Genomic DNA, 19395 nt, shown 5'->3' with positions numbered 1-19395 from the left:
ATCGGGTTACTTCACATCGATCCCCATATTCTTTCCGGGGTGCGCTGCCATGTTGCGGCCGAGACCCCACTTTTCCATGATGGCTTTATAGGTACCGTTCTTGTACATGATCTTGAAAGCTTCAAGCACCACAGGCGTCAGAGCGGAATTTTTCGGGAGCACCGCGCCCTGATAGAGATCGTTGAAGCCATTCTTTTTCCCGACCGCGGCGAGCTCGAGGTAAGCCTTGTTCTGGCTCACAAAATACGTAAGCGGAGCCTGGGAGGAGAAGAAAGCATCCGCGCGTCCCGAGCGCACAGCGAGCGCGGAAGTCGTCTGACCGTCATAGGAGAGCACGGTGACTGGCTTCTTCCCGGCCTTCACGCATGCGTCAGACTGCTTCTTGATCACGCGCTCCGCGGAACCGCCCGCCATAACGGAAATCCGGCGGCCGCAGGTGTCTTCAAGACCATTGATCTTCAGGGGATTGCCCTTCTTCACCGCGAAAACCACGTATTCCTGGACATAGTCCACGAAATCATTTTTCTCCTCGCGGTTCGGGAAGTCGCCGATCGGTCCGATCGAAATGTCGTAGCGGCCGGACTGCAGCCCGATCAGCGTGCCGGAGAGCGAAGGAATGTTCGTGTGCTCAACCCTGACCCCGAGGATTTCGCCAAGCGCCTTCGAGAAGTCAGAGAGCGCGCCCTGAATCTTCTTTTCCGGGGTCACGACATAGTAGGGAGGGAAGGAACCGTTCACGGCGTCCCGCAGCACACCGCTCTTCTGGATCGAGGCCGGAAGCTTCGCGTGAAGCGATTTATCGAGTTTCTGGGCCGGGATACCGGCGGCGAAAGCGCTGAACGCAAAGCTGAGGGCTGCGGCTGCCACCGCGAGTTTTTTGAAATTCATCATGCTCTCCTTCATGGACCAGGGGAGTTCCGACTGGTCCTTCTGAGTTGTTTTTTCAATAGAAATAGGGATTCTGGATAACGGTTACTGCTTCAGTTCGGGGCGGGCGAAACGCATGTTTTCGAGCACCGGGAGGACTTTCCTCGCGTCTTCAAGCACCGATCGGCTCATATCCGCGGTGATCAGAGCCTCGGCCGCGCCCGCCCGGGAAACCGGGACTCCAAGCGGATCCACCACCATGGAACAGCCGATATTCCGGGCTGAGGTTTCGGAAAGCGCGGCGACATAGACGGTGTTTTCAAGCGCCCTGGCGCGCGCCATGATTTCCCAGTGCATTTCTTTCAGCGATCCCCTCACCCAGGCGGCCGGAAGCAGAATGGCATCCGCGCCGTCCAGCGCGAGGCGCTTTGAAAGCTCCGGGAACCGCACGTCGTAGCAGGTTTCGAGCCCGAACTTCCAGCCTTCGATCTCGACCAGCGGCGGCACGGTGTCGCCCGGCACCACATTGGCGCTTTCGAGACCTGAAAAGGCGTCATAAAGATGAAGCTTCCGGTAGGCGGCGAGGAGCTTTCCGCCGTCCGCCACAATGTGGGTGTTCCAGACCCGGCCGTCCGCGGCGCCTGACGGTTCATGAACCGTGCAGGAGACCGCGATCGGAATATCGGCGGTAGCGGCAAGAAGCCCCGAAACGAAGGGACCGTCAAGCGGCTCCGCGTGCTTTCGGCTCCAGGCGCCGTCGGTCGGCTTCCGGGCAATGACACCTTCGGGGAGCACCAGAAGCCTCGCGCCGGCATCTGCCCCCCGCTTCATCAGAGACACCGCCTTCGCGAGATTCTCAGTCCCCGTCTCCGCGACGGTCATCTGCCCCAGAGCTATGCGGAAAAGATCACTCATTGCCGTCTCCTCTCTCAGATCGTCTTCACGGGGAAGAGAAAATCAGCATCCCGCTGCACGGGGGTCAGTTTCTGCAGATACTGCTGACGGGCGAATTCGTCGAGCATCTTCCGGTTCGGCTCAAGCCCCACCGGATCCCAGTCTTCAGGAAGCGACTTCGCCATATCAATAAGATCTGCGATCAGCCACGGCGTGGTTTCGAAGTACTTGCGGCGCTTCGCGAGCCAGAGATTCTGCGACGCGCGAAGGAGCTCGCAAAGCTGCCTCGGTGCCTCAGGATGCGCCGCGATGAAGTCCGCTTTCATCGCGAGGATATGAATCCCGGGAACGAAACCGGCGCGGCCGAACCAGGCCTTTTCCTGTGAGACAAAGTCAGGCTGGAGCTGCCGCAGCCCATAGCCTTCGCTATAGAAATCAGCCGGCATGAAAGCCTGGAAAATCGCGTCAATCTTCCCCTCTTTAAGCAGATCCACCAGCGGCGTTTCATCCGGATCATGGAACACCACGCGGTCATCCCAGAACTGTTTTCCCCGCTCCGGATCAATCCGGTCCGCGGCCGTCATGCGGGAAAGCGTCCACTGAATGGAATCCACCGGAACGCCGGCTTCAAGAAGGAGCGCCCGGGGCCAGGTGTTCCCTGAATCCTGCCATCCGGAGAGTCCGATCCGCTTTCCTCTGAGATCAGCGAGCGCGGTGATCGGGGAATCGTCTGACGTCAGAATGCAGCGGTTTCTGAACCCCCGCATGATGAAAAACGGGATCCCGACGAGGTTCCGGTCGGTCCCCGCGCTTCGGCGCATCGCGTACCGCGAAAGACTCATTTCCGCGGCGTCGCAGTCAGGATCATCCGCCACGTTATCGATCAGGGACTGCACTCTCGTCAGTTTCAGATCGATGGTGTCAGACGTAACGTCCCCCAGCAGCAGGGGTGTCCAAAAATCCCAGTCCCGGGATTTCATTCGGATCTTTAGTGCCATCAGCGCATCTCCAGTAATTGATACCGGATATACCGCAATCATCGTGCCAACTTTTTACATCGATAGTGATTTATTAATATTTCAAATACTTATATAATTAAAACTAAAATTTATCTCCCTGTTTCAATAAACTTTACGCGCTTTATTTGTGCAGTTTACTGCTTTTTAAATGTTACTAAGTTTTCATGATGCACCAATGCAGTGATTGTTTTTATTATTTATTTTCATAATGTTAACTAATATAAAAGCAGAGATGAATCCCTTTAAGAAATCCAGATGTTCAGATTTGGTGCATAAATTCCTATACATGAATTTGCGAGAGCCGTCCTCATGGACCGGTACCGAAAAGTCATGTACATGTTTCACTCAAATTGCGGGAATTTTTCAGAATTGACGGGAACTTCGGTTTTTTTCTGCTTTAATTCCTACATCGATTGCGGCACCGTCTGATGCGGAAGAACCGGCAATCAGCAACCATTGAAGTCCAGGAGAAAAGCATGACTGAAGAGATGCAGGATATTGCGGTAGAAGGCGCGGCTTTTGCAAAAAAGATTTTTGATGACGTCCGTGAGTTTTCAAAGGACCCGGTCGCCGGCGTCTCGCGTCAGGGTTACAGTGCGGTTGAAAATAAAGTCCACGAATACGTGAAAGAAGTTGGAAAGACGCTTGGTCTTGAAGAGTGGGCGGATGCGGCCGGAAACCTTTTCCTCACGCTGCCCGGAGAACACCGCGATCTTCCGGCCTTTGTGACAGGGTCGCACGGCGACTCAGTGCCTCAGGGCGGAAATTATGATGGCCTTGCCGGGATCGTTGCCGGTCTCACGGTTCTCTGGTGGATGCGCCGCACCAATTACACGCCGTACCGCGACATGTCTGTTCTAGTGACCCGCATGGAAGAAAGCTCCTACTTCGGCAAAGCCTATGTCGGAACGCTCGCGATGACGGGCAAACTGAAACCCGAAGACCTGAAGCTCCGTCACCGCACCAAGCAGCAGACGCTCGCGGAAGCGATCCGTGAATCCGGTTTTGACCCCGAGGCCTGTGTTAGCGGCAAGCCTCTCGCGGATCTGAAGAAATTCGCGGCCTTCATCGAACTCCACATTGAACAGGGCCCGACGCTTGACAGCAATAAAACGAAGCGCGTCGGCGTCGTTACCGGTATCCGCGGAAACCTCCGCCATAAGCTCGTCCGCTGCATTGGCGAAACGGCCCACTCAGGCGCCGTGAACCGCGAGTTCCGGCACGACGCGGTGCTTGCGACCGCCGATTTCCTGATGCGGATGGAAAAGCACTGGATTCACCGTCTGGACCGCGAGGAAGACCTGGTCTTTACGGTCGGTGTTCTGAAGACCGGAGACTCGGCCGCCATCGCGAAGGTCCCTGGGCTTGTCTCTTTCTGCATTGATATGCGCAGCCTCTCGATGGGAACGCTTGAGCGGTTCCACGAAGTGCTCCTCTCCTGCGCGGATAAGGTGGCCAAGGAACGCGGAGTGAAGTTCGAGTTTGATCAGATGCTTCGCACCGAACCCGCGAAGCTGAACAGCCGCCTCGTCGCCCGGATCGCGACGACCGCGGCCGAAAACGGTATCCCTTACATCGCGATGCCGTCCGGCGCCGGTCACGATTCCGCCGTTCTCACGAACGCCGGCATTCCCTCTGCTATGATTTTCGTCGCGAATCAGAATGGCTCTCATAACCCCCGCGAGGAAATGAAGCTCGAAGACTTTATGCAGGGTGTGAAGCTTCTCTGGAAAGTGGCCGAGGGTTTCGACACTGAGAAGGAATAATCGGATTGCTTCATCCGAAAGACCCCGGGTGAGGTTCCCCCATCCGGGGTATTTTCGGAGCGGTTCGAATAATCCCGAGTAAATTGCTCGACTATTTTTTATTTTTAGGGTATTGTTTCCCCTGTCGATGCCGGAAGTCTGCGGCATCGGGTTAAAACTTTTTGGAAACAGTCTCTATGGAAAACCTACAAAAAGAGCCGAGCGGTTCCCCGACTAACGCTCAGGCTGCCCTTAAGAAAAACACACGCGTTATCGCGTTCTGGTTTTTCGCGCTCATGGCTGGCTGCAGATTGGTTGGCTGAACGAACTGTTCGGCTTTATTGCTACCGTCTTCACCCGCCTCTTTAAGTTCGTCGCCGTGCCGGTGATCGCGCTTGCCGTGATTACCACGCTTTCTCAGCTAGGCGCGAAAAGAGAAACCATGCAGATCTTCGCTCACGCGATTTTCTACACTCTCGCAACAACCTTCGCCGCGGCTCTCGTCGCACTCGGGCTCTTTATCCTGATTGCGCCGGAAAACGTTCCTGCCGCCGTGTCGGCAGCCGGTACTGCCGCTGTCCCGAAGAATCTTCAGTCGCTCAGCTACTACGACCACTTCCTGTCTGTCATTCCGGATAACGTTCTGCCCCCTTCCTTGAAGGCAATGTGCTCTCCGTTCTGGTGATCGCGGTTGCGGTCGGTCTGGCTCTCGCCTTCATGCCCCGCACGGAAGGCCGTGATTCCCTGCTCCGGGTGATCTTCGGACTCCAGGAACTCCTTTTCACGCTGATCCGCGCGCTCCTCTTCATTCTCCCGATCGGTATTCTCGCCTTCGCGGGCCAGCTGTCCTCTCAGATTGAAGCCGGTGTGATCGTTGGTTCCCTTGGCAAGTATGTCGCCGTTGTTGTGACGGGTAACCTGCTGCAGTTCTTCGTTGTGCTGCCGCTCTTCCTTCTCGCCCGCCGGATCAATCCGCTGCGCGTCCTGAAGGGCATGTTCCCGGCGCTTGCCGTTGCCCTTTTCTCGAAGAGCTCCGCCGGCACGCTTCCTGTGACGCTTGCCTCTGCCGAACAGAACCTGCGCCTTGACCGCCGCGTTACCCGCTTCGTGCTCCCGATTTGCACCACGATCAACATGAATGGCTGCGCTGCCTTCATTCTGGTCACGTCCCTCTACCTGATGCAGAATGCCGGCATCGCGATTACGGGCGGCATGATGGCAGTCTGGGTGGTCGTTGCGGTGATCGCCGCGGTCGGCAACGCTGGTGTTCCGATGGGCTGCTACTTCCTTACCCTCTCCCTCATGTCTTCCCTCAACGTCCCGGTTGACCTGATGGGTGTGATCCTCCCGGTCTACGCCATCATCGACATGATTGAAACCGCGGTGAACGTTGCGAGCGACTCCTGCGTCGCCACCATGACGGACCACGATCTGAAGGGCAAGCTGCCGCCTGCCGAGTCCGACGAGCCGGGTACTCCGGTTCCTCAGGCCGCCTGATTAATAACTGGCTAGCCCTATGAAAAAAGCTTCCCGAACAAAATCGGGAAGCTTTTTTATGTCCTGAAGATCCGCAGAACTATCACCTTTTACATCCGGACTCGCCGGCTCCGTCCATAACGGACACCTTTTTTCCCAGGCTTTCTCCAGAGGGCTCCGCTCTGAGGCCCCAGCGTGAGAAGCAGTATCAGAATCTTTTTCAGCGCCTCGGTGAGGCGCCTTCGCCTTCGGGTCATAGATTTGCCATAGAGATCAAGAAGAAAGTGGTCCGGAGCTGCCTTTCCACTCTTTGATTTTAGCCGTGAGGGCGCAGAAATCCACGAATCTGTGCCTCCCAAAATCACGGAAAAGCTCATCCCACCGGCCTCGTCGTGCTTATACTTCATCCATCGGGACATGCGTTTCCCTTGTCCCTCTTGAATTGGAGTAAGCCTGATGAAGATCCTGCTTCCGATCGACTTCAGCCGCAGCAGCCAGGATGCTGTCCGTTTTGTCGCTTCCCGCGAGACACTGCTTGGCAGCAACCCGCAAATCGAAATTCTGAATGTCCACGCTCCGCTTAAGAGAAAGTCCTCTTTTCTCTTCGGCGAGGGGGCTCTGGACGACTACTACCAGGAACACGCTGAGAAACTTTTCTCACGCGCCCGCCGGACTCTGGAAAGCGCAGGCTTCAAGGTTTCGGAAACAATGCTGGTCGGAGTTCCCGATCAGACCATTGCGGCAGAGGCTGAGCGCTACAAGGCGGATCTAATTGTGATGGGGACACGCGGTCTTGGGGCCCTGAAGGGACTCTTCAAGAATTCCGTCTCAACCGGTGTTATTTCGCTCGCTCACTGCCCCGTCCTGATTGTCCGCGGCAAGCACGACGAATTCCCGGATTCGCTCCGAGTCGGTGTGGCAGTTGATGGATCAGCATACGGCGAAGCCGCTGTCCGCTATACGCTGAAGCACCGAAAGCTTTTCGGAGACCACGCCTCCTTCACCATCATCAACGCGGTGAACGATTATCGCGGAGCCGCGATGACCAATGTCACCGGCATCGCGCTTCCGACGCTCTCCGACAAAGATATTGATCAGCTGGAGAAGAACGAGTTCGAAGATACGGTTTCCAAGGTGCGCCCGATTTTCGCGGCCGAAGGTATTACGCCTGACGAAGTGAAACTTGTCGGCACCCCGGCCGATGAAATCGCGGCCTATGCCCGCGCGAACGGCATCGGTATTCTCGTTATGGGTTCTCACGGCTATAACCGCCTGAAAACCGCTGTAATGGGATCGACCGCGGCTGCTCTGGCCGCTCATGGCATCGTGCCGCTTCTGATCGTCAAATCCCCAAAAATTGAGAAGGCTGCCGTAAAGACCGCGGAACCGGCGAAAGCCTGATTCTTATTAACAGGAACACGATAAAAAACGGCATCGGGTTTGACTCCCGATGCCGTTTTTTTCGTTCCCTTCATCCGAACCTAAATATTTTTCGTCAGCGTCACGCTGTCAATCTCATTTCCATTCGGGAGAAACGTCTTCAGTGACAGAGACTGACGGGAAGCGTCCAGCAGCAGATAGTTATCCGTTTCAGGCTGAGGCGCTATCTTCACATCAAGCGGGTGATCAATCCAGAAATCCGGATACCGTATATTGCCGGCCACACCAGTCACAATATAGAGAGGACCGTCTTCCGATCGGGCAAACGCTTTGATGTGGTCTCGCCGCCGATAGGTATGAAGATGAGCCGTGAGAACAAGATCCACTCCGGCCTCGTCAAAGAGCGGCATCAGTTCCTTACCAACCTCATCAAACGTTTCGTCGGCGCGCTTTCGCCCTTTGATCTTGTAGTACAGCACATCCCTGTGCATCAGAACAACGCTCCAGGGCTTATCAGTTTTGGAGGCCACATTCCGGAACCAGGCTTTCATCTCAGAAAGAAGCCCCGGTCTCAGAAGATTCGCCTCCTGCCACTCCGTATTCAGAACAATGAAATGCACGGGACCCGAATCGAATGTGTAGTACCAGCGCCTGAAATTCTCGCTTCCGTTATCCGGCACCGGGAAAGAATGCAGAAACATCGCGGGATCCGCGACGCGTGTCTTGGAATCCAGATCGTAGGTATCGTGATTCCCCATCACAACAGCGACCGGAATCCGGCTGATTCCGCTCTTCACAGCGCTGAACCAGTAATCCCAGTGATCGAGCCAGGCACCGCAGTCAACGAGATCACCCATGTTGCAGGTAAAGTCAATATCGGGTGTCCTGCCAAGTGCGCCGTTATAAACTCCTTCCCAGGTCTTATACCGATCGTTGGACTGAGAGTCCGGGAATATCAGCGCGCGGCAGTTTTCGGGATCTGATGTTCTGAAAGCTGTCCATCCGGATCTTTCGTCATTCGGACCGGTGATCTGGTACTCATACGTCGTTGACGGATGCAGTCCCGCTATCCGTACTGTCTGCAGGTGATAGGTTCTACCCTTCACCGTGTAGCTGCACGGCGATGGAATTATCCGTATCAGAGCCGACGATCAGGCGGGCATTGAATTCAGACGGCTTCCGATCCTTAAAGAAGGCGGACGCTCCAAAAGCTGCCGCACCGACCGCCACTGCGGCACCCGCTCCAATCAGAACGCGGCGCGTCGCTTTCAGCTGCTTCATATATTCTCTCTCCAGCGGATACGGCAGATCAGCCAGCCGTCCGCGTAATCAGATCGAAAAGGTCATTCGGCGTGAAGTCGCGGTAGATCGATTCACACGGCCCCGGCTCTGCGATGTACTTGCGAAGCGCGGCCGGATCCGCCTTCTGCGGCTTCAATTCATTCAGCGTCAGGGCAAGACCGAATTTCCGATAGGTTTCTTCGATCGTCTGTAACCCAAGTTCCAGAACCTGATCATCCGTCTTTCCATCCACTTCGACACCCCAGGCATCCCTGAAGTAGCGGCGGAACACGGGCTGCGCGGAATAAACTGACTTCAGCCAGTGCGGGAAGAGTGTCACGATCGAGGGGGCATACGGCAGATCCCAGTAGTACTCAATGATTCCTTCAATGAAAAATACGCTGAAATCCGCACCCTCCTTCCCAAGCGTTCCCGCGCCGAACTCATTCATGCAGGCACTCACCATCAGCTCACCGAGCGCAGCCTCATCCCCCGGTTTCTGGATAGCGCGCTCGAGATTCGCGAGCTCATTCCTAATGAGTCCGGAGGTGAACATTTCGCCATACCCTGACTGCTTCGGATTAAGGAAAGAATTCGATGCCTGAATGATGGAAGTCATCACGCCGTAAGCGAGGAACTCGGGCGGAATGGACTTGGCGTAAGCCGGATTCAGCCAGCAGAAATCCGGTATGAGCGGAGCGCCATAGAGACCGCCCGCATGATCCGTTGACTTTTCCACCATTTCAGAGGCGCTGTCGAGATCAGAACCAGAGGACGGGAAGGTCGGCACGGTGACAAGACCAAGGCGCTTTCCGGTCGTAATGCTTGAACGCTTTGCGATCAGCGGCCAGATGTCCTCCTCCTGGCAGGCGCCGTAGGCCGTGAGTTTCGCGAAGTCCATCGCGGTAGCGCCGCCGACACCAACCACAGCGCCGATTTCATTGTCCCGGCAGAGTTTCCAGGCGACCCGCGCGTGTTCAATTGTCGACTGATGAAGGTCCGCGATAGCCCAGGTACGGATCCCGATCTCCTCAAAGGCGGTCAGCATTTCGCCGAGTTCTCCGCTGCGGGCAAAATGCGGACCGCATACGACGAGAACCTTGTCCGAAAGCGCCTTTACCCCCTGCAGAAAAGCGTCACGCTTACCTTCACCAAATAGAATCCGGCCCTTGTTCTGAAACTCAAAATCTTCCATTCCTAAAACTCCCAACCGTATTGTCAGATCGTGCGCCTCTCAGCGTATCACTTAGTCTTCTTCAGGCTTAGGCACAAGCTGCAGCGCCGTTTCCATAAATGCCTTCACGGCTTTCCGCTGATAGGCCTGCTTCGGAAAACCGAATCGGATTTCGTACGTCGCTTCGCGCGGCAGCCTGAATATATCGAGCTGATTCACGTTTTTGGGTGTCAGGGTCATCCGGATAAAATTCGCCTGGCAGAAACAGGCTCCGACCCCGCGGAGACAGAGCGCGAGCAGTGTCCCGATATTGTCTGACCGTGCCTTCACCTGAGGCTGCAGGTTATTGCGGTGGAGGAAGTCCCGGGCAATGCCGCCCGAAATATCCTCAGGCTTCCCCATCACAAATGGGAAAGTGCCCAGCATCGAGAGATCACCCTGGCGGATTGCCGCCGCGAGTTCAGCCCGCTTCCCCGGAAAACGCTCTTCGACCAGACTCTTCGCGATCGCGAGAACCATTTCCTCCCGATAGAAAGGCTTCACCTCAATATCCGCCGCCATATCCGGGAAGGTCGCGATTGCGAGATCCAGATCCCCCTCCGCCAACAGCTTCGTGAGTTCCTCGTTTGTTACCTCAACGAGCTGAATCTCATAATTCGGCCACTTCTTCTGAAACTCTTCAATCAGGTTAGGCATGATTGCGAGACCGCGCGTAAAGCCGACACCAACTTTGATGAGACCGCTGTGATTCTCACTGATGTCGTTCAGCTCCATCACCATCTGCTCGTAATTCTTCTGGAAGCCGGCGGCATAGCGCAGGAATACTTCCCCGGCATAAGTGAGTTCGAGCGGCACATGGCGAACCAGGAGCGTGCAGCCGAGCTCCTTCTCGACGCCGGCAATATGAGCGGACAGCGTCTGCTGTGTGATCTTCAGTTCGGCTGCTGCGCGGGTAAAGCTTCGGATCCGTGCAACCGTCGTAAAGTACTTCATCGAGAGGAAGTTCATAGTTCTTCGTAAAAAGACTGTATACAGAAATTAGTCTGTATTGTAGAAGCCGTATTACAGACAAACAAGCGTATCCGTATCTTTTTTACAGATGGAAATGAGATCCGGAAACTTGCACTTGAAAATCAATCTTTTCCACTAAAACCGCATCCGCTAAAATGATTTTCAGGGAGCCCGCGGCATGATGGCTCCCCCAATTATTCTTAGCCGGGGTAAAAACAATGCGATGGCGTAACCGAGAATCAAGCGACAACATTGAGGACCGACGCGGGCAGTCTGGCGGCGGTGGCGGTCTCCCTCCGATCGGTGGGAAAGGCGGCATTCTGCTTCTTGTTGTCGTACTCGTGGCTGGTTACTATGGCATCGACCTTACGCCGCTTCTGAACGGCGCTGTACCGACTCAGACCACGTCTTCCGCACCGGCCGCCAATTACCAGCCGACCGCTGAGGAAAAGGAGCTTGCGGATTTCACCGGGGTCGCTCTGAAAACAACGGAAGATACCTGGGGAGAAATTTTCCAAAAAGCCGGCAGCCGCTACACACCTCCCAAACTGGTTCTTTACACGGGATCCACACCGACCGCCTGCGGTTATGGCCAAAGCGCGATGGGCCCCTTCTACTGCCCTGCTGACCAGAAGGTCTATATCGATCTCTCTTTCTACGAGGATATGAAGAAGAAACTCGGCGGCGGCGGTGACTTCGCGCTGGGTTACGTGCTCGCGCACGAAGTCGGGCACCATGTACAGAATCTTCTCGGCATCAGTGAAAAGGCTCAGAAACTGGAGAGCCAGGGATCCAAGGCGGACGCCAACCGGATTTCCGTCAAGGTTGAGCTTCAGGCTGACTGCTTTGCCGGCGTCTGGGGCAATTACATGAAGCGGGACGGTGTCCTCGAGTCAGGCGACCTGGAGAAGGCCCTGAATACTGCCACCGCTATCGGTGACGACCGTCTGCAGAAAGAAGCGACCGGGCGGGTTGTGCCTGACAGCTTCACGCACGGGACTTCAGCCCAGCGCCTTTACTGGTTCAAGCGAGGCTATAACTCCGGTAACCCGAATACCTGCAATACATTCGAGTCTGACACCTCAAACGGCGCGGTGCCCGCTACCGCCTGGGGTCGGACCGCACAGTAATCCGGGATTGCTTCAGACAAAAACGGCATAGTCCAGAGGACTATGCCGTTTTTGTTGGTCTGATCCTATCAGGCGCGCTTCGGAAGCGTCGGCTCCGTCAGCCCGTCCACACCGGCAAGAAGGAGCGCTGTCAGCGCCACCAGCTGCGGAGACTTCCAGGCTTCTTCCTGCGTCCACCACTCGTCAAGGGCGTGGTTATTGCCTTCCACGCCTCCTGCTCCAAGCGTGGTTGACGGAATGCCAAGCGACAGCGGAACATTGTGATCGGTTGACGCGCTGGCATAGCGGGTCAGAGGAATGCCCAGAGTTTCCTGTGCTGCGCGCGCCGCGAGAATCACCGGGCTCAGATCATCAGCAACACCTGCGGGACGGCTGCCGATCTGCTTCTTCGTCAGCTTAAGCTTCATATCTCCCTCGGCATTCGCGCGGCGGTTTTCTTCCTCGAGCGCCTCATCAAAACACGCGAGAACCGTCTTTTCAAGCTTCAGCAGCTCATCATTTCCGCCGGAACGGAGGTCGAGCTGTGCCTCGCAGTGCGCGGCCACCGCGTTCACAATCGTGCCGCCCTTGATCGTGCCAAGGTTATAGGTGGTACGGGGATCCTCAGGGACCTGAAGATCCGCGAATTTGGCAATGGCCCGGCCCATCGCGTGAATCGCAGACGGAGCGATGCGGAACTTATGAAAAGAATGGCCGCCGGGGCCATCGTACGAAATCAGCCAGCGGTGAGAACCGGTGGCGCCAGCGAGAATCCGCCTCACATCCGCCGCGTCAATCCCGATGAAACCATCCACCGGAACCTTCTTTTCAAAGTGAATATGTTTTTCCCCGCGAAGATCGCCGTTTCCTTCCTCACCGACACTCGCTGTAAAGAGAATGCTGCCGACGGTCTGAATATTCAGCTGATCGAGCTGACGCAGAACGCAGAGCATAGAAGCAAGGCCGCGGGTATCGTCTGAAATCCCCGGGGCGCGGTAAGTGTTCCCATCCTTCTTCACGGTGACATCCGTCCCCTCAGGGAAAACCGTGTCCAAGTGAGCCGCAATCTGCACCACGGGACCGTTTCCGGTACCGCGGCGAAGCCCGAGAACATTCCCAACTTCGTCTACATAGGCGTCTTTCAGCCCATAGTGGCGGAAAAGTGACAGCAGGAGCTCTCCCCGCTTGTTTTCCTTGAAGGGCGGCGCCGGAACCTCGCAGATCTCAATCTGCTGATCGCGCGTCGCGTCATCATCCTGACGGATCGCTTCCAGAAGCGACTTCACGGACTCAGACGCAGAGAGCTTCCGCATCGCTTCTTCAACACGCTCGGGAACCGGCGGAAGTTCAGATACTGGGGTGATCGACATGCCATTTCTCCTAATAAGGGGAACGGACGAGGCGCACAGCCGGCTTCCGCTCCGCGTGTGACTTCAAGGTAAAAATTTCTATTCCAATCCTAACTATACGGAAAACCCAGGCGTCGGATGAGCTCAAATACGCGATCGGAACCTCACCCCTTCAGAATCAGGTCCGCGACTTTCCTCATATCCGGCTCAAGCGCCGAGGCTCCGGCCTGAAGAAGTTCCTGATCGATTGCCGCACCCACGTGATTATGTCCCGTATATCCAATGCAGCGGATACCTGCCGCGACGGCCGCCGCAACTCCCAGCGGGGAATCCTCAACCGCGACTGCTTCTTCCGGGCCGATCCCAAGGGACCGAAGGGCAAAAAGATAGATATCCGGAGCCGGCTTTCTGCGGCTCCCCTGATCAAGATGGAAGAGCCTGTCGCCAAACCAGGCTTCCAGACCGGATTTCGCGAGCACCCGTTTCAGCCGCGGCTCGTAGCTGTTTGAGGCCACGCCGAGTTTTACGCCCGAATTCTGAAGACGCCGCAGCGTTTCTTCTATTCCCGGCGTGACGATCATGCGGTCCTCAAGCTTTGATCTTTCCTCGACATAGCGGGGATGCCAGTCAGGTGGCACCTGCACGCCATAGCGCGCGAGAATCGCCCCCTCAATTTCCGTTCTGGGAAGACCGATAAAGTCCTTCATCACTTCGTTCGGAGTCTTCCGGATTCCAACCTCAAGCAGCATCCGGGAGATCAGCGCGCAGTCCGGTCCCTCCGTATCCACAAGGGTTCCGTCAAAATCAAATAGCGCAGCGGCTGGCTTCATGAATTCACTCGTCAGGAGAGAAAGTCCCCTCCTCCCCCGGATAAAAAGAAATAATCAGAAAATCCGCAGATCTTCAGGCGGTTCACCCCAGCGGTTCGCCTTCCGTTCTCCAGGAAGCGCGCAGAAAATCAGCACGATCACAAAGAGCACGCCCGTAATGAAACAGACCGGCCCAAGAGCCACAAAAGTAAAGAAACTGAAGAAAAGCGAAATCGGGAAGAGGATAAAAAGCGCACACATCACGATAAGCGGCGCAGTGATCCACCATCCTGAGCGTCCGGCGTCATGAAGCCGCCGGAAAGCAACAGTCCAGGTCGGAACGAGCGTCACGATCCACCAGGCGGCAGAGGCTAGTGCCGCGAAGAACCCGATAAAAGGCTGGGATGCCAGAACATTCAGGATCGAGCTCACAAAAAGACCGCCAAGGAAAAACGTCCAGAATTCAGTGCGGTTCGCGCGGCCGGAAAACTTCCAGTAGCGGTTCTGGAACGTATCCCAGAAGAGATCCCAGAGCTGAGCGAGCGTCCCCTTGGGTTCAGGAGTCTGCTGAGAAGGCTTAGGGAGTTCAGCCGGAAGATTTGATCTTTCAGGCTTTGGCTCCGGTTTGGGCACCGCCGTAAGAGAACCCGCGGTACCCCCAGGCGGGATTCCGCTTCCGCCTCCCGCTTCGGTTTTCAGCGCATCAGACGCATCTTCTTCAAGGTGGATACTGGACGCAGCTTTCCCGTCTCCGGCCTCAACCTTCAGGGAGGGCGCTGCCGCCGCATCGGCAGCCGGTGCAGCCGGTTTTTCCCGGGAAAAGGATTCCGCGGCTGATACCGGCTCTCTCTCTTCCTGCGTCTTTTCAACGTTTTCCATATAAGCCACCTTTACTCACAAATGCGGAGAGTCCGGTAACTGACGCCGGAACTCCGTTTACAAAATACTATAGCGGCTTTTCTTTGGATAACCTGAAACCGGTTCAGTCTTCTGTAACGGGCGGTATCGATCCGACCCCCTGGAGCACTACGTCCGGTCTGAAGGCATATTTATGGAGGTCATGCTTGGAAGTCATCCCTGAAAGAACAAGAACCGTAGCCATACCGGTCTCCAGTGCTCCGAGAATATCCGTTCCCATCGAGTCCCCAACCATGACGGATTCCGACGCGTGAACTCCAAGACTGTCCATCACACGGCGAAGCATCAGCGGATTCGGTTTCCCGACAAAATAAGCTTTCCGGCCGGCCGCTTTCTCAATCGGCGCAATCATGGCCCCGGTTGCCGGAACCAGACCGTAGGAGCCGGGGCCTGCCAGGTCAGCATTGGTGCCGATGAGCCTTGCCCCGTTCACAACAAGATTCACCGCTTTTTCAATCGCCTGCCACGTGTACTCTTTCTCAGATTCCCCGACGATGACAAATTCAGGATTCTCATCCGTGATTCTGACCCCTGCTGCTTCCAATGCCGAATAAAGTCCGTTGGCTCCAATCACCCAGGCGGTAGGGTCGTCTGCCTGATGAGAGCAGAATGAGGCCGCAGCCATAGCGCTCGTATAGAAGTGCTTGGGTCTTTCATCGATCCCCATCGCGCAAAGCCGCTCAGAAAGCTCTTCCGCCGTAAAGTACGAATTATTCGTCACAAAACGATAGAGTTTTCCTTCCTCGCGAAGCCAGCTGATAAATTCCGGAACCCCCGGCAGGAGAAATTTTCCGTGGTAGATCACTCCATCCATATCAATCAGAAAGGCTTTCTTCTCACGGATCCAATCAAGCGTCATCATGGCGTAGCGATTTCCTTCTTTGGCGGTTAACGACACCACACTATAAGCGACCTGATACGCTTCGAAAGAAGAGCGGTGCTTCAGGTCTTCCGCTTTCCGGTAATATGCAGGCATGTTTCCCATTCATAAGAACTGAAAAAAATGCCGGCACAAACTCCCAAGCCCCCCTACTACGCCCTCAATTTCACGACCATTGTGTCGCCTGGCACTGAGGACATTTTCACGAAACTGAATGCCTACATCAAGGAAACCGTGGCAGACGCCCCTGGGTTTCTTGGCATCGAGGACGCCAAGGGTGAATCCGAATGGATCACGGTGACCTATTGGGAAACTCGCGAAGCGATTGATGAATGGGCAAAGTGCCTGAAAGTCTTCACGGCGAAGCACCCCACTGTCATGATGGCGCTGATCTCCGCCAAAGCACGCATTGCGAAGGTCGAAAAACAGCTGCCCTGATGTAACCTGCTGTTTTTTAAAGATCCGGATGCGGCTGACAGCCTCTCCGGATCTTTTGCTAGTTCTTTTTATCTAATTCATTCGGCAGGAATTTTCTACCTCTTTTCATTCCCCCTCCTTGAAGCGCATATTTTTATACCTAAAAAGGTATACAAAAGACCCCGTTTTCATTGCCACACTCCCCGCCGGCTCCTGGATCCATCACTGAGCGCTGCAGATGCTCTGCATAACTTAAAATTGCTTATTTTTTAGGCAGTTTGTTATTAATTAATTAATATCAATTGCTTAACAATATGTCCCGCTTTAATGCCGGGAAATTTTATCTGAGTAAATCTACCTAATTTCTTTGGTCTGCCGCAATTTTTACTAATTATTAACCCTATACTCCTTCCGTATTGCCAATATTCACCTAAAATACCCATTCAGTTTACGTCTATACCTAGTTGCGGCCGATCCGGCTGCAAACTCGGTTTTTTTACAGAGAGAGGAGATTTCTTCATGGACGATTTTCGTATTGAGCATGACTCCATCGGCGAAGTAAAGGTTGATAACTCGAAGTACTGGGCTGCCCAGACCCAGCGCTCCTATCAGAATTTCAAGATCGGCACGGAAAAGATGCCGGCTGAAATCACCCGCGCCTTCATGTATCTGAAGCGTTCCGCCGCCGTTGTGAACAATGAGCTCGGCAATCTCGATGACCGCCGCAAGAACGCGATCGTCCAGGCCTGCGACGAGATCCTCTCCGGAAAGCTCGCTGATAACTTCCCGCTCGCTATCTGGCAGACCGGCTCCGGCACGCAGTCCAACATGAACATGAACGAAGTCATCGCGAACCGCGCCACCGAAATCCTCGGCGGCAACTTCCGCGACAAGGCTCACGAGAAGAAGGAAAACCTCGTTCACCCGAACGACCACGTGAACCGCGGCCAGTCCTCGAACGATACGTTCCCGACCGCTCTGCACATCATGGCTGTGTGTGAAGTTGAGAAGCTGCTGATCCCCGCTATCGATCGTCTGCGCGGCTCTCTGCAGTCCCGCGTTGAAGCCTTCAAGGACATCATCAAGACTGGCCGTACGCATCTCCAGGACGCCACGCCGCTGACGCTTGGCCAGGAATTCTCCGGCTACGTTTCGATGCTCGACCACAGCAAGGCCCAGATCCTCAAGGCTCTCGACTCCTGCCGTGAACTCGCCATCGGCGGCACCGCCGTCGGTACTGGCCTGAACGCTCCGGAAGGCTACGACGTGCTCGTTGCTGCTGAAATTTCCCGCGCCACCGGCCTCAAGTTCGTTTCCGATCCCAACAAGTTCCACGGCCTCACGAGCCACGACGCCGTCGTGTTCCTCGAAGGCGCCCTGAAGGGCCTCGCCGCTGACCTGATGAAGATCGCGAACGACATCCGCTGGCTCGCTTCCGGCCCCCGCTGCGGCCTCGGTGAACTGAACATTCCGGCGAACGAACCGGGCTCCTCCATCATGCCGGGCAAGGTCAATCCGACCCAGTGTGAGGCTGTCACGATGGTTGCCGTTCAGGTGATGGGCAACGACGCCGCGATCGGCTTCGCTGCTTCCCAGGGCAACTTCGAACTGAACGTCTTCAAGCCCGTGATCGCTTACAACCTGCTGCAGAGCATCCGTCTGCTCGCCGACGTTGAAGTATCCTTCGCTGAACACTGCGTTGACGGCATTACCGCGAACAAGGAAAAGATTGATTACTTCCTCAATCGCTCCCTGATGAACGTCACGGCTCTCTCTCCGCTGATCGGTTACGAGAATGCCGCCAAGGTTGCTCACTACGCTCACGAGAACGACCTGTCGCTCCGCGATGCCGCCCTCGCTCTCAAGGTCTGCACGCCTGAAGAGTTCGACGCGACGGTTGTCCCGGCGAACATGGTTCACCCGCTGAAGAAGGCGAAGTAATCTCCTTCCCTCTGCCGGAAAACTCTCCGGCATAATGAAACTTGCTTGATCCCCGGTTTAGATAATGAACCGGGGATTTTTTATCCTGTGGGACCTGACTCCCAACAAACAGACGCTCAGACAATGTCGCCACACCGCTTACCGAGGCTCGGGGATTACCGCGCATTCCCCTTCCCCTTTCGGGTCCATCCGTCAGAAATCAGAATCTCTCACGCATATCAGCCGATCCGGAATACTCGTCCCCGAAAATAGGTGCCTTAAACCTCGAGGTTTACTTACTATCTCAAAGCCCGTTATTTCACAGACAACTTCCGGACAGCAAAAAGAAAACAGAATTTTCAAAAGGATAGAAGGATCAATTTCACAGGGAGCTTCGGGAACAATAAAAAAGCTGAATCCCGCAGTTTTCTCTGCGGAAATTCAGCTTTTTAAAGCATTCCTGCCGCCTGGTCGTAAAAGGCCAGACCGCGGAGACCCACTCACACTCTAAGCAAATCCGAGCGCGTGCAGAATCCGATAGCCGACATAACCGACCAGGAAGCAGGTTACGACAGAAACTGTTCGGTATAGCAGGTCATGCCACACAGTTTTCTCCCTTAAAGAATTGGATACCGGGAAGAAACAATGAGCAGTCTGTCACTGCTCTCTTATTCCGTCTTGATCAGGAAGTCTTCGAGCTTGCGGCCGGCATCGAGCTCAGCCTTCAGCCACTTCGGCTTCAGACCGCGGCCGGTCCAGGTCTGCAGACCATCCTCGCTCTGATACTTCGGGCTCACCTTGACGCGCTTGACAGCCTTCTTCGGCTGCTGATCGGCAGCCGGAGCCGCCGACTTCGTCTTCGAAGCGCCGGTCGCACCAAGCTCTTCGAGCGTGATGTTGTAGCGGGACATGCACTGGTGGATTTCCTTGATGGCCGTACGCTTAATGTCCTTCATCAGGGCTTCAGTCTGGCGCTGGAGTTCCCGGGCTTTCTGAATCTTTGCATCGAGCTGCTTATTTTCGTTCAGCATCTTTTTCCTTATCCTTTTAGTCGTGCCGCATCAGATAGATACCGTTTCTTTCATAAATATAAATATCCGCAGATTCCGGATATTTAATTTGGACTAGTCTTTTAAATAACCAACC

At 55.2% G+C, this 19395-nt stretch carries 19 protein-coding genes; 7 read left to right on the top strand and 12 right to left on the bottom strand.

What is annotated here, in order from left to right; all coding sequences use genetic code 11:
* Positions 1 to 6: 6 nt before the first annotated feature.
* The 3 genes from BN1936_RS06680 to BN1936_RS06670 form a co-directional block, all read right to left on the bottom strand.
* On the bottom strand, positions 7 to 891 hold the full coding sequence (locus BN1936_RS06680) for an ABC transporter substrate-binding protein (RefSeq protein WP_049687420.1): 885 nt from the start codon (positions 889 to 891) through the stop codon (positions 7 to 9).
* Between the two features lie 81 nt (positions 892 to 972).
* Positions 973 to 1782, bottom strand: coding sequence for a nitrilase-related carbon-nitrogen hydrolase (locus tag BN1936_RS06675; protein WP_022444460.1), 810 nt, complete (start codon positions 1780 to 1782; stop codon positions 973 to 975).
* Positions 1783 to 1796: 14 nt separating this feature from the next.
* On the bottom strand, positions 1797 to 2759 hold the full coding sequence (locus tag BN1936_RS06670; protein ID WP_049686996.1) for a hypothetical protein: 963 nt from the start codon (positions 2757 to 2759) through the stop codon (positions 1797 to 1799).
* Between the two features lie 497 nt (positions 2760 to 3256).
* On the opposite strand from BN1936_RS06670, the gene BN1936_RS06665 reads away from it, so the two are divergent.
* From BN1936_RS06665 to BN1936_RS06650, 4 genes are all read left to right on the top strand, one after another.
* Positions 3257 to 4546, top strand: a complete 1290-nt coding sequence (locus BN1936_RS06665) for a hydantoinase/carbamoylase family amidase (protein ID WP_022444458.1) — start codon at positions 3257 to 3259, stop codon at positions 4544 to 4546.
* Positions 4547 to 4805: 259 nt separating this feature from the next.
* Complete coding sequence (locus BN1936_RS11845; protein WP_198290761.1) at positions 4806 to 5210, top strand: cation:dicarboxylate symporter family transporter; 405 nt, start codon at positions 4806 to 4808, stop codon at positions 5208 to 5210.
* Positions 5192 to 6022 (top strand): dicarboxylate/amino acid:cation symporter, encoded by an 831-nt coding sequence (locus BN1936_RS06660; RefSeq protein ID WP_198290755.1) that lies wholly within the window; start codon positions 5192 to 5194, stop codon positions 6020 to 6022. The genes BN1936_RS11845 and BN1936_RS06660 overlap by 19 nt, the downstream gene beginning before the upstream one ends.
* A gap of 435 nt (positions 6023 to 6457) precedes the next feature.
* Positions 6458 to 7402 (top strand): universal stress protein, encoded by a 945-nt coding sequence (locus BN1936_RS06650; RefSeq protein ID WP_022444455.1) that lies wholly within the window; start codon positions 6458 to 6460, stop codon positions 7400 to 7402.
* Between the two features lie 80 nt (positions 7403 to 7482).
* Here BN1936_RS06650 and BN1936_RS06645 read toward each other — a convergent pair whose 3' ends face one another.
* The 4 genes from BN1936_RS06645 to BN1936_RS06630 are packed head-to-tail and all read right to left on the bottom strand — an operon-like array spanning position 7483 to position 10844.
* Positions 7483 to 8487 carry a metallophosphoesterase gene (locus BN1936_RS06645; protein ID WP_157274779.1) on the bottom strand — a complete coding sequence of 335 codons (1005 nt, stop codon included), beginning with the start codon at positions 8485 to 8487 and terminating at the stop codon, positions 7483 to 7485.
* On the bottom strand, positions 8477 to 8662 hold the full coding sequence (locus tag BN1936_RS06640) for a hypothetical protein (protein ID WP_049686994.1): 186 nt from the start codon (positions 8660 to 8662) through the stop codon (positions 8477 to 8479). Before BN1936_RS06640 ends, BN1936_RS06645 begins: the two co-directional genes overlap by 11 nt.
* A gap of 28 nt (positions 8663 to 8690) precedes the next feature.
* Positions 8691 to 9857, bottom strand: a complete 1167-nt coding sequence (locus tag BN1936_RS06635) for an iron-containing alcohol dehydrogenase (protein WP_049686993.1) — start codon at positions 9855 to 9857, stop codon at positions 8691 to 8693.
* Between the two features lie 51 nt (positions 9858 to 9908).
* Positions 9909 to 10844, bottom strand: a complete 936-nt coding sequence (locus BN1936_RS06630; protein WP_022444451.1) for a LysR family transcriptional regulator — start codon at positions 10842 to 10844, stop codon at positions 9909 to 9911.
* Between the two features lie 221 nt (positions 10845 to 11065).
* On the opposite strand from BN1936_RS06630, the gene ypfJ reads away from it, so the two are divergent.
* Complete coding sequence (gene ypfJ, locus BN1936_RS06625; RefSeq protein WP_022444450.1) at positions 11066 to 11977, top strand: KPN_02809 family neutral zinc metallopeptidase; 912 nt, start codon at positions 11066 to 11068, stop codon at positions 11975 to 11977.
* Between the two features lie 68 nt (positions 11978 to 12045).
* Here the strand turns inward: ypfJ and BN1936_RS06620 are convergent, their stop codons facing one another.
* The 4 genes from BN1936_RS06620 to BN1936_RS06605 all read right to left on the bottom strand — a co-directional run bounded on the left by BN1936_RS06620 (position 12046) and on the right by BN1936_RS06605 (position 16008).
* A complete protein-coding gene (locus BN1936_RS06620; RefSeq protein ID WP_022444449.1) occupies positions 12046 to 13326 on the bottom strand; it encodes a M20/M25/M40 family metallo-hydrolase in 1281 nt (426 codons plus the stop codon).
* A gap of 143 nt (positions 13327 to 13469) precedes the next feature.
* Positions 13470 to 14135: an HAD family hydrolase gene (locus BN1936_RS06615; protein WP_049686992.1), complete on the bottom strand. Its 666-nt coding sequence runs from the start codon at positions 14133 to 14135 to the stop codon at positions 13470 to 13472.
* 54 nt (positions 14136 to 14189) lie between these two features.
* Positions 14190 to 14993, bottom strand: coding sequence for a DUF805 domain-containing protein (locus BN1936_RS06610; RefSeq protein WP_049686991.1), 804 nt, complete (start codon positions 14991 to 14993; stop codon positions 14190 to 14192).
* Between the two features lie 103 nt (positions 14994 to 15096).
* Complete coding sequence (locus BN1936_RS06605; RefSeq protein ID WP_198290754.1) at positions 15097 to 16008, bottom strand: HAD-IIA family hydrolase; 912 nt, start codon at positions 16006 to 16008, stop codon at positions 15097 to 15099.
* 27 nt (positions 16009 to 16035) lie between these two features.
* Between BN1936_RS06605 and BN1936_RS06600 the strand changes: the two genes are divergently transcribed.
* Positions 16036 to 16350: an antibiotic biosynthesis monooxygenase family protein gene (locus BN1936_RS06600; RefSeq protein WP_022443688.1), complete on the top strand. Its 315-nt coding sequence runs from the start codon at positions 16036 to 16038 to the stop codon at positions 16348 to 16350.
* A gap of 498 nt (positions 16351 to 16848) precedes the next feature.
* Positions 16849 to 18270 (top strand): class II fumarate hydratase, encoded by a 1422-nt coding sequence (gene fumC, locus BN1936_RS06595; RefSeq protein WP_022443689.1) that lies wholly within the window; start codon positions 16849 to 16851, stop codon positions 18268 to 18270.
* Between the two features lie 647 nt (positions 18271 to 18917).
* Here the strand turns inward: fumC and BN1936_RS06590 are convergent.
* The gene (locus BN1936_RS06590; protein WP_049686990.1) at positions 18918 to 19280 is read right to left on the bottom strand and encodes an H-NS histone family protein; all 363 of its coding nucleotides are present in this window, start codon (positions 19278 to 19280) and stop codon (positions 18918 to 18920) included.
* Positions 19281 to 19395 lie beyond the last annotated feature (115 nt).

Source organism: Dakarella massiliensis (genome assembly GCF_001182045.1).
Classification (GTDB): Bacteria; Pseudomonadota; Gammaproteobacteria; order Burkholderiales; family Burkholderiaceae_F; genus Mesosutterella; species Mesosutterella massiliensis.
The sequence above is the reverse complement of the archived record's forward strand: the minus strand, read 5'-3'. Positions and strand labels throughout refer to the sequence as shown.